We start from the raw sequence: 9050 nt of genomic DNA, 5'->3' as shown, positions 1-9050 counted from the left end.
CGATGTTCGCCGGCTTCTATTTCTGGTGGCCGAAGTGGACGGGCAAGATGCTCAACGAGCGCCTGGGCTACGTGCACTTCTGGATGCTGTTCATCGGCTTCCACATGACCTTCCTCATCCAGCACTGGCTCGGCGTCGACGGCATGCCGCGTCGCTATGCCGATTACTCGGGCGAGGACCAGTTCACGTGGGAGAACCAGGTCTCCACGATCGGCGCGATGCTGCTCGGTGCGTCGATGATCCCGTTCCTGTTCAACGTGTGGATGACCTCGCGCAAGGCGCCGAAGGTGACCGTCAACGACCCGTGGGGGTACGGGGCGTCGCTCGAGTGGGCGACCTCCTGCCCCCCGCCGCGGCACAACTTCACCTCGATCCCGCGGATCCGCAGCGAGCGGCCCGCGTTCGACCTGAACCACCCCGAGGCCGGCATCCCCGTGGGCGTCGGCCCCGCGAAGGACGCACCCGACGCCGCCGTTCAGGACGCCGAGACCGGCGAGCAGAAGTGAGGCGATGACCCGGGTGCTCTCGGCTGGCCCGGCCCGAGAGGGTGCCGCGTCCGGCGCGCCGTGGCCCTCGCCCTGCCCAGCCCCCTAGGGTGAGTCGGGTGACCACGGACACCACGATCACCGCGGGCATCGCCGTCGACGGCGTGCGCCGCGCGTTCGGAGAGGTGCAGGCGGTGCGCCACGTGACGCTGCGGGCGCACGCCGGCCGCGTCACCGGCCTCGTCGGCCCCAACGGCTCGGGCAAGACGACGCTGCTGCTCATGCTCGCGTCGCTGCTGGCCCCGGATGCCGGCTCGATCCGCATCGACGGCATCGACCCGGTGGCAGAGCCGCAAGAGGCCCGCGCCCGCATCGGCTGGATGCCCGACGCGCTCGGCGCGTGGGGCACGCTCACCTCGCGCGAGACGCTGATCTTCACGGCGCGGCTGTACGGGATGCCGAAGCCGGACGCATCCGTCCGCGCCGACGAGCTGCTGCACAGGGTGGGCCTCGCCGAGCTCGCCGACGCACCGGCCCGCGTGCTGTCGCGGGGGCAGAAGCAGCGCCTGGGCCTCGCTCGTGCCCTGGTGCACGATCCGCGCGTGCTGCTGCTCGACGAGCCGGCGTCGGGGCTCGACCCGCAGGCGCGCATCGATCTGCGCGTGCTGCTGCGGCGGCTCGCGGCCGAGGGTCGCACGGTCCTGGTGTCGAGTCACATCCTCTCCGAGCTCGAAGAAGTCGTCGACGACGCGGTCTTCCTGGTAGCGGGATCGACCGTCGATCCGGCACGGGTCGAGGCGGCCTCGCGCCGCACGCGCCCGTGGCGCGTGCGGGTCGCAGGGGTCGAGGCATCCGTCGCCGTCGAACGCGTCGCGACCGCGCTGTCGCTCGCGCCCGCGGTGCTGACCACCGACCGGCGAGACGTGATCGTCTCGTTCGAATCCGAGGATGCCGCAGCCGCCGCGCTGCGCGACCTCGTCGCCGCGGGAGTCGAGGTCGTCGAGTTCGCGGCCGCGCAGGGAACGCTCGAGCGGACGTTCCTCGACCTGGGCGAGGGCATCCCACCGCAGGCGGCCGCCGTGAGGGACTCGGACACCGACGAAAGCGAGGCCACGTCGTGAGCGGCCAGCGACTCGGCACGATCATCAGCCTCGAGCTGACGCAGCGCATGCGCAGCGTCGCCTGGTACGTGCTGCTCGGCGTCTTCGCGCTGCTGCTTCTGGTCGTGACGGTGCTGTCATTCTTCGCGTGGGGGTTCGTCGACCGCCCCGGCGCCGCGATCTTCTCGACGATCGTCTACATCACGCTTCTGCTGGTGGTGCTCGTCTCGCCGACACTGAGCGGCAACGCCATCAACGGTGATCGGGATGCCGCGACCCTCGCGCCCGTGCAGGTCACGCTCGCGACGACCGGTGAGATCCTGTTCGGCAAGGTCCTCGCGGCGTGGGTGACAGGGCTCGCGTTCGTCGCGGTGTCGGTGCCGTTCCTGCTGATCGCGACGCTCGCGGGCGGCGGCGATCCGGCGACCATCGGCATCTCGCTGCTGGTGCTGGTGTTCGAGGTGGGGATCATCGCGGCGATCGGGGTGGCGCTCAGCGGCATCCTGTCTCGCCCGCTGTTCTCGGTGGCGACGACCTATCTCGTGGTCGCGGCGCTCGTCATCGGCACGCTCATCGCGTTCGCGCTCGTCGGATACACGGTGCGGTCCGAGGCGACGAGCCACAGTCGCAGTTACAACTACCACGAGTACACGGGTGACACCTATCCGTGCATGCCGGGGGAGGAGCCCACCGGCGACTACCCGTGCGACGAGGACTTCGAGCTCGAGTGTGGCGAGTGGCAGACGTCGACGTACGAGGTGCCGCGGTTCGATCGCGTGTGGTGGCTGCTCGCGGCGAATCCGTTCGTGATCCTGGCGGATGCCACCCCGACGACGTTCGATCGATACGGGTATCCAGTCGACCTGTTCGGGCAGATCAAGGCCGGTGTGCGCTGGGCGCAGCTGCCGCCCGATCTCGAGCAGCGCTGGGACGAGTGCGCGCCGATGCCGCACGAGGATTCACCGACCGCCGAAGAGGTGATGGCGCAGACGGCGCCGAGCTGGTTCGTCGGCATGGGTCTGCAAACTCTGCTGGCGGCGGGACTGCTGTGGTGGGCTCTGGTGCGGACGAGGACGCCGGCGGGAAGGCTGCCGAAGGGCACGCGCATCGCCTAGGTCGACCGAACACCGTCGACTACCTCGCACACTGCGAAGCGCGTCGTCAGAATTTCGTACCCGCCACCTGCCGCGTTTCGAGACTCCCCGTGCAGTCAGCCGCGGCCCGGTCGGCGTCACCCGCGGCAGGGTGAGTCCGGGGGTGAAAGTCGGTCAGATTCGCGTCGACATGGATAGCGTGCGCTTGGGGTGCGTGGTCGGTGCACCTGAGGGAGGGACTCAGATGCATAACCGCTCGCGCATCGCTCGACTCCTGGCGGCCGTCGCGGCCGCCGTGGGCTTGATCTTCGGGGGGTTGGCTGCGGCCGCCCCCGCCCACGCCGCGGAGTCGATCACGATCACGCCCGCGACGATCACAGCAGCGAGCAACGTGCTGTCGACGTACACGCTGGCGTACTCGTGCAGTACAACGGGCGGATGCCTCGACTCGACGGTGACCATCCCGACGGACACCGTCACAGACAACGGCGCGAACACCGACTTCTCGAACTGGGTCGGGGCGGGCACGTGCCCCACACTGACCCGTGCGCCCGGCCAGGTCACGTTCGCTCTCGGCAACGTGGCGACTGGAACGTACTCCTGCAACTTCACCGTGCGACCGCCGAACAAGACGACGCTCAACGGCGCCCGGGCGACCATCACACCGACCTTCACCAGCAGCGGCGGTTCGGCAGTCGCCCCGACGCCGGCCGTTCTCACGGTCACAGCGGGTCGCAATGTGGGCATGGGTGCTGGAGTCAATCCGACGAATGTACTCAGCGGCGCGTCGATGGTGCTCTCCTTCACTCTCCTGTGCGGCTCCAGCCAGACCGCGCCCGCGGGAGACCTGGGACTCACAGCGCTGCAGATCAGCGACGCGCTGCCGAACAATTTCACCTTCACGAGCGTCAGCACAGCGCCCGCATCGCTTCCGGGCTCGCTGACGACCCCCGCAGTCGGTGCGACGGGGGGAACGATCACGTACGTCGGCGACGGATCCGAGTGCCTCAATCCGGCGAACAACCGCATCGTCTTCACCGTCCAGGGGACGGCCACGACCGACGGCGCTCCCACTCCGGTCGGCGCACGCATCTGCCACACGCCGTCGGCGACCTTCACGTACATCGACGGCTTCGCGGCCTCGGCTGCGCCGACGCCTGCGTCGCCCTGTGCCACCGTCGTCGATCTCGACTGGCGCACCGGCAAGTCGGCAGCGCCCAAGACCATGTTCAATCGCGGCCAGTATGTTGCGATCGACGGCAGCGTCCCGACGCTGTACACGTTCCCCGGCGACTGGGACGGCGCAAGCAGCACGACGTACGAGATCACGGTCAACACCGACCCGGCGACCACGAACTCGGGTCTCAGCTACGACATCAAGGACCCGCTGCCCTGTCTCGACAACGTCTCCGGCCCGCGCTATCAGAGCAACGCACCAGGAGTAGTGTGCGCGAATCCGGCGTACATCCCCCGCACCATCACGGTGACAGGCTTCACACCCGTCGCGGGAGCGACGATCAACCTTCTCATGGCTGACGGCACGACGCGTACGGTGCCGTACATGGCGGGCGCCGGCTGGACACTACCGACGTCTCCGGCGGTGTCGCAGATCGACATTCCGCCATTCGCGCAAGAGGGTTCGAACAACTTCGCGGTCATCAGGTTCCGAGTGAACGGCTACGCGTCGCCGGCGGCGGCCCCCGGCTACATCCTGGCCAACACCACCACCGTGAACGCCTTCCTGGCGGGCACAGCGACGCAGGTCAAGACGAGCCTCGGGCAGACCGCGAACGTGCTCGTCGCCGATCCGGAAGCCTATGGCGACAACGCCCTGGTCTATGCCGACCTCACCACCACATACAGCGGCTCGTGCGTTGCCCGCGTGCAGCCGCAAGGCTCGGGCATCGAAATCACCGAAGGCCCCTCTCGAGCGATCTACCTCAGCTACCTCGCGCCCGAGGGTGTCGACTCGATCGCCATCCCGCCGCTCACAGCGACGCTGGCCGGCTCCAACGGTCGGGTGTACACCGCGAACGGCATCTCTCCGACGAACCAGATCACCGACTATGACGGAACTGGCCGCACGCTGGTCAACTGGACGATCCCGGCGGGTACCGCCGCAGAGGCCGGCTTGTATACGGTCGGTCTGACCGGCTTCGACGTGCCGCTCGGCGCGGGGTGTGCCGGCACGTTCGACAACGCCCTGACCATCGGGTACGGCGCGCCGATCGCCTACTGCGCGGTCGACGGGGTCAACGTCGCCCCGCCGGCACCGGCCGCGGGGGACCCCGCGCTCGACACGAACGGCTCGCCGATCGCGGGGAGCTATTGCGGCGCGTCGGCGCCGCTCCGCGTCACGGCGACGAACCCTGGCTTCACCGTCGACAAGGTGGTGCAGGGCAATCTCGACCCGGCGCCCATCGGGGCGGGCGGCACGGGCCACGTGAGCGTCGACGGCGGTTCGGCGACGTACACCCTGTCATTCAGCAACACCGGTCAGTCGACCCTGGCCGACCCCGTCATGTACGACATCCTGCCGCGCGTGGGCGACACGCGCGCGTCTGCGCCGACGCCGCGTGGTTCCCAGTTCGCCGTCGCCCTGACGAGCATCGGCGAGCTGCCCGAGAACCTCACAGTCGCATACTCTCTCGCCACGAATCCCTGCCGTCCTGAAGTTCTCCCTTCCAACTCCGGTTGTGTGAGCGACTGGACGACGACCGCGCCTTCGTCTCTCAACCTGGTCACCGCGCTCCGCTTCACGTACGACGGCAACGTGCGCGTGGGCGATGGCTTCACTGCCGAGTACGCGGTGAGCACGCCCGCGACGGCGGCCGGCAGCATCGCGTGGAACAGCGTCGGCACCAACGTCATCGCGGGTGACGCCCTCCTGGGAGCGGCGGAATCCTCGCTCACCGGACTGCAGGCCGACAGCGCACAGCCGGCGATCACGAAGGCAGTCGATCGTGCGACGTTCGACGCCGTCGGGCAGCCGATCGTGTTCACCTTCACCGTGACCAACAACACCGCGGTCACTCTCACCAATGTGCGCGTCACCGACGCCCTCGTGGACTCAGCGCCATCGAGCATCGCGCCTACGCCGACGTGCTCCTCGCTCGCGGACCCCGCCGGGACCTGCTCCGGCGCGTCGGTGAGCCTCCAGCCCGGGCAGTCGGCGGTGTTCACCGCGACGTACGAAACCACCCAGGCAGACCTCGACCACGGCTCGTTATCGGACCAGGCCACCGCGACTGCCGAGCCGCCGAGCGGTCCGGCGCTGCGCAACAGCAGCGACGTCGTCGCCGTGACAGCCCTGCAGCAGGGCGCGCTGACGCTCACGAAGACCGCCGGTCCGACGTCCGTCGATTCGGTGGGCGACGTCATCTCCTACACATTCACGGTCCGCAACACCGGCAACGTCACCCTTCGAAATCTCGCGATCAACGAGACCGCGTTCAGCGGCAGCGGGGCGCTCTCAGCGATCACCTGCCCATCAGGCTCACTGGCGCCGGACGCCACGATCCAGTGCACGGCGACCTACCCCGTCACTCAGGCCGACCTGACCGCGGGTGCGGTGCAGAACTCCGCGACCGCCTCGGCCATCACGCCTGAGGGCGGGAGCGTCACGTCGCCCGAATCGTCGGCGACCGTGCCTGTCGAGCAGACCGCGTCGCTGGACCTGGTCAAGTCGGCGACACCGGCCGGAGCGGATTCCTACAACGCAGGGCAGCTCATCACCTACACCTTCGTCGTCACCAACACCGGCAACGTCCCGGTGACCGACATCTCGGTCGATGAGGTGGACTTCACCGGATCGGGGGATCTGTCGCCGATCGATTGCCCGACCGCCGAGCTCCACCCGACCGAGCAGGTGACGTGCACCGCCACGTACACGCTCACCCAGGCGGACGTGGATTCGCGGGCGCTCACCAACACCGCCCGTGCGGTGGGAACAGCACCCGGTGGCCCCGTGACCTCGGACGACGCGTCGGTGACCACGCCGCAGACTCCGCTCGCGTCTCTCGCGCTGAGCAAGACATCCGACACGGCATTCGTGAACGCCGCCGGTGAGACGGTCACGTACTCGTTCGCCGTCCGCAACGCCGGCAACGTGACGATCGCAGACATCGCGATCGAGGAGACGGACTTCACCGGATCGGGCGACCTGTCGGCGGTCTCCTGCCCCGTCGGCACGCTCGCACCCGGTCAGCAGCTCGTCTGCACCGCCGAATACACCATCACGCAGGCCGACATGAATGAGGGCAGCGTCGAGAACACCGCGGTCGCCACCGGCCTCGATCCGGCTGATGCGGACGTCGTCTCCGCCGAGTCGACGGCGACGATCACGGCCAACGCGGCACCCGCGCTCACCATCGAGAAGTCCGCCGACGTCGAATCCTTCGATACCGCCGGCGACGACGTCGTGTTCTCGTTCCTCGTGACCAACACCGGGAACGTCGCTCTGACGGATGTCGTGGTAGCCGAGACCTCTTTCACCGGCGCCGGAACGCTGGGCGCGATGGAGTGCCCGTCGAACGAGCTGGCTCCTGGCGACACGCTCACGTGCACCGCCGCCTACGAGGTGACGCAGGCCGACATCGACGCCGGTGGGCTGGAGAACACCGCCGAATCGTCGGCGCAGTCACCGTCCGGCGGAGAGGTCCTGGCCGAACGGTCGACCGTGTCCGTCGATGCCGTTCAAAGGCCGGCGCTCGCCCTCGAGAAGACCGCGACGCCGGGTCAGGCCGATGCCGCCGGGGACGTCATCACGTACTCCTTCCGTGTCTCGAATGAGGGCAACGTCACCGTGAACACGCTCGAGATCGTCGAGTCGGAGTTCACGGGAGCGGGTGCTCTGGCGCCCGCGGAGTGCGCTGAGACCACCCTCGCGCCCGGTGACGAGGTGACTTGCGAAATCGAGTACTCGCTGCTTCAGGCCGACGTCGATGCCGGTCAGGTGGTCAACATGGCGATCGCCACGGCAGACGCGGCCGGGGCCGAGACGAGCACCGAAGCTTCGACGGCGACGGTCACGATCGACCGCACGCCAGGGCTGTCACTGGTGAAGTCGGCCGAGTTGACCGAACCGGATGACATCCGCGCGGGTGATGTGGTGACCTACTCGTTCGTCGTCACGAACACCGGCAACGTCACGATCACCGACGCGGCGGTCGACGAGGAGGCCTTCACGGGCACCGGAAACCTGGGCGAGCCGGTATGCGAGCACAGCGAGCCGCTCGCTCCGACCGATCAACTCGTGTGCGCGGTGGAGTACACGCTGACACAGGCCGACGTCGATGCCGGCGAGATCTCCAACACGGCGGTCGCCGTCGGCGAGGCTCCCGACGGACTCGAGCCCCCGTCCTCGCCCGCGTCGAGCGTGACGGTGCCGGAGCCTGCGGACCCGCGTCTCAGCCTCGTGAAGTCCACCGACGTCACGAAGATCACCGCAGCCGGGCAGACGGTGACGTACTCCTTCACCATCACCAATACCGGTAACACGACCGCCCGCGGCGTGGGCGTCCGGGAGGAGTCGTTCAGCGGGCAAGGCCGTGCCGTTGCGGTGGCCTGCGCCGGCGAGACGACTCTTCTGCCGGGACAGATCATCGTCTGCACGGCGGACTACATCGTCGTCGCGGCGGACCTCGATGGCACGGCGCTGAGGAACACGGCGACCGCCACGGGCGAAAGTCCCGACGGCAGCGGCATCGTGTCCGACGCGTCGACCGCCGTGATCGATGATGTCGTCACGTCTGCGTCCGACGGCGACCTAGCCGGTACGGGAGGCATGGTCGCCTGGGGCGCCGCTGCCATCGCTGTCGGCCTGGTGGCCTGCGGAATGGTCCTGTTGCTGGTGCGGCGCCGTCGCAGCGAAGCCTGAGCCGATCCGAACCACCCCGAGGCCGGTCTGCCCGTGGGCGTCGGCCCGGCGAAGGACGCGAGAACTGACGCTGAAGAGCCCTCGAAGCATTCGGGGGCCCTTTCGCGCTTCAAACGCGACGGCAGTGTTGAACCCGCCACCTCAGAGCAGTCCGCAGCCACCGCGATCCCATCGGCACCCCCGGCGGTGTGGCCCATCGACGAGCTCAGTCCGGCATCGTTGCCGACGCGTCACCGCCGCGAGGCGGCATCCGGAATCACACGGATGACGCCCCTCCCGGCATACCGGCGGCTGACGAAGGGCACGCGGGTGGCGCGTTGCCCGAAGCGGCGCCCCCGAGACCGGACCGTGTCGGGGGCGCCGCCAGACGGATCACGCGGCGTCGGCGATGCTCGCGAGGTAGGCCTTGCCGGCCTCGGCGATCACGGCGGCCGCCGCGTCGGGCTGCGACACCGCGACGGCGTGCGAGGCGCCGGCGATCTCGTGGACGCCG

Annotated in this window: 4 protein-coding genes; all 4 read left to right on the top strand. The window is 68.9% G+C overall.

Annotated features, from left to right (window positions below):
• Positions 1 to 506, top strand: a 506-nt coding sequence (locus EIO58_RS07970; RefSeq protein ID WP_205789178.1) for a cbb3-type cytochrome c oxidase subunit I, incomplete at its 5' end; no start/stop codon positions are given.
• 98 nt (positions 507 to 604) lie between these two features.
• Positions 605 to 1606 carry an ABC transporter ATP-binding protein gene (locus EIO58_RS07965; RefSeq protein WP_240658639.1) on the top strand — a complete coding sequence of 334 codons (1002 nt, stop codon included), beginning with the start codon at positions 605 to 607 and terminating at the stop codon, positions 1604 to 1606.
• Positions 1603 to 2700 (top strand): ABC transporter permease, encoded by a 1098-nt coding sequence (locus EIO58_RS07960; RefSeq protein WP_127819077.1) that lies wholly within the window; start codon positions 1603 to 1605, stop codon positions 2698 to 2700. Before EIO58_RS07965 ends, EIO58_RS07960 begins: the two co-directional genes overlap by 4 nt.
• A 223-nt stretch (positions 2701 to 2923) precedes the next feature.
• Entirely contained in the window at positions 2924 to 8557 is a 5634-nt protein-coding gene (locus EIO58_RS19310) for a DUF11 domain-containing protein (protein ID WP_240658638.1), read from the top strand.
• The last annotated feature ends 493 nt before the right edge of the window (positions 8558 to 9050 follow it).

Source organism: Microbacterium sp. CPCC 204701, assembly GCF_004010105.1.
GTDB lineage: Bacteria > Actinomycetota > Actinomycetes > Actinomycetales > Microbacteriaceae > Microbacterium.
This window is presented reverse-complemented; position numbering and strand designations above follow the sequence as displayed.